This is a genomic window from Gluconacetobacter tumulisoli, assembly GCF_014174155.1.
Taxonomy (GTDB): Bacteria; Pseudomonadota; Alphaproteobacteria; order Acetobacterales; family Acetobacteraceae; genus Gluconacetobacter; species Gluconacetobacter tumulisoli.
Map to the genome: position 1 here is coordinate 1 of NZ_JABEQM010000038.1, position 1,908 is coordinate 1,908.

Here is a 1,908-nt window from a genome sequence, read left to right on the forward strand (position 1 = left end):
CCGGCCTCGTGATACTGGGCGTCCTGGGTGTTGTGGTCGATGAAGCGGTCGGGGAGGGTCATGGGGCGGAAGCGGACGGTGTCGAGCAGGCCGGTGCGGGCCAGGTGGTGCATGACATAGGCGCCGAAGCCGCCCTCGGCGCCGTCCTCGACGGTCAGCAGGACGGCATGGTTGCGGGCCAGCTGCTCGATCAGGGCGGTGTCCAGCGGCTTGGCGAAGCGGGCGTCGGCCACGGTGGGGGCCAGGCCCTGGGCGGCCAGCATGTCGGCGGCCTTCAGCACCTCGGCCAGGCGGGCGCCCAGCGACAGGATGGCGATCCCGCCCTTTTCGCGCCCGGACTGGCGGCCCATTTCGCGGATGATGCGGCCGCGCCCGATTTCCAGCACCTGGCCTTCTTCGGGCAGGGCCAGGCCCAGCCCGTTGCCGCGCGGATAGCGCAGGGCGATCGGCCCGGCGTCGAACGCGCAGGCCGTGGCCGTCATGTGCAGCAGTTCCACCTCGTCGCTGGGGGCCATGATGGTCATGCCCGGCAGGCAGCCCAGGTAGTTGATGTCGAAGGAGCCCGCATGGGTGGCGCCGTCGGCGCCGACCAGGCCCGCGCGGTCGATGGCGAAGCGCACCGGCAGGTTCTGCAGCACCACGTCATGCATCACCTGGTCGTAGGCGCGCTGCAGGAAGGTGGAGTAGATCGCGCAGAACGGCCGCAGCCCCTCGGTCGCCATGCCGGCGGCGAAGGTCACGGCATGCTGTTCGGCGATGCCGACGTCGAAGAAGCGGTCGGGGCAGGCGCGGGCGAAGGCGTCCAGCCCGGTGCCCGAGGGCATCGCCGCGGTGACCGCGACGATGGTGTCGTCCAGCTTCGCCCGGCGCACCAGCTCGCGGCTGAAGACCGAGGTGTAGCTCGGCGGCCCCGGCGGGGCCTTCTTCTGCTCGCCGGTGACGACGTTGAACTTGGCCACCGCGTGGTATTTGTCGCCCGCCGATTCGGCCGGGCGGTAGCCGCGGCCCTTCTCGGTGAGGATGTGCAGCAGGATCGGGCCCTTGTCGTCGGCGTCGCGCAGGTTGCGCAGGATCGGCACCAGCTGGTTGAGGTCGTGCCCGTCGACCGGGCCGACGTAGTAGAAGCCCAGCTCCTCGAACAGCGTGCCGCCGGTGATCATGCCGCGGGCGTATTCGTCGGCCTTCTTGGCGGTGCGCTCCAGCCGTTCGGGCAGGCGGCGGGCGACCTTGCCGGCCAGGTCGCGCAGGCCGAGGAACTGGCGCGAGGACATCAGCCGCGACAGGTAGTTCGACATCGCGCCGACCGGGGGGGCGATCGACATCTCGTTGTCGTTCAGTACCACGATCAGCCGTCCGGCGCCGGGGCCGGCGACCGAGGCGTTGTTCATCGCCTCGTAGGCCATGCCGGCCGAGATCGAGCCGTCGCCGATGACGGCGACGACGTTGCGCTCGCGGTAGGACGGGTCATGTTCGGCGCGCAGGTGGTGGGCGACGGCCATGCCCAGCCCGGCCGAGATCGAGGTCGAGGAATGGGCGGCGCCGAACGGGTCGTATTCGCTCTCGCTGCGGCGGGTGAAGCCCGACAGGCCGCCGGGCTGGCGCAGGGTGCGGATGCGTTCGCGCCGTCCTGTCAGGATCTTGTGCGGGTAGGCCTGGTGGCCGACGTCCCAGATCACCCGGTCGGCGGGCGTATCGAACACCGCGTGCAGCGCCACCGTCAGTTCCACGACGCCCAGCGATGCGCCCAGATGGCCGCCCGTCGTCGATACCGCGTCCACCGTCTCGGCCCGCAATTCCTCGGCCAACTGCTTCAGCTGCTCCACCGACAGGTTCCGCAGGTCCGCCGGGCAGGACACCCGGTCCAGAAGCGGAAAGCGACCCCGCGTCGGCACCGATCCCGCCTGCTGC

Annotated in this window: 1 protein-coding gene; it reads right to left on the reverse strand. The window is 70.9% G+C overall.

From position 1 onward, the window contains the following. A partial coding sequence (gene dxs / locus HLH28_RS17800; protein WP_182961936.1) for a 1-deoxy-D-xylulose-5-phosphate synthase occupies nucleotides 1-1,892 on the reverse strand: 1,892 nt, incomplete at its 3' end. Between the last annotated feature and the right edge of the window lie 16 nt (nucleotides 1,893-1,908).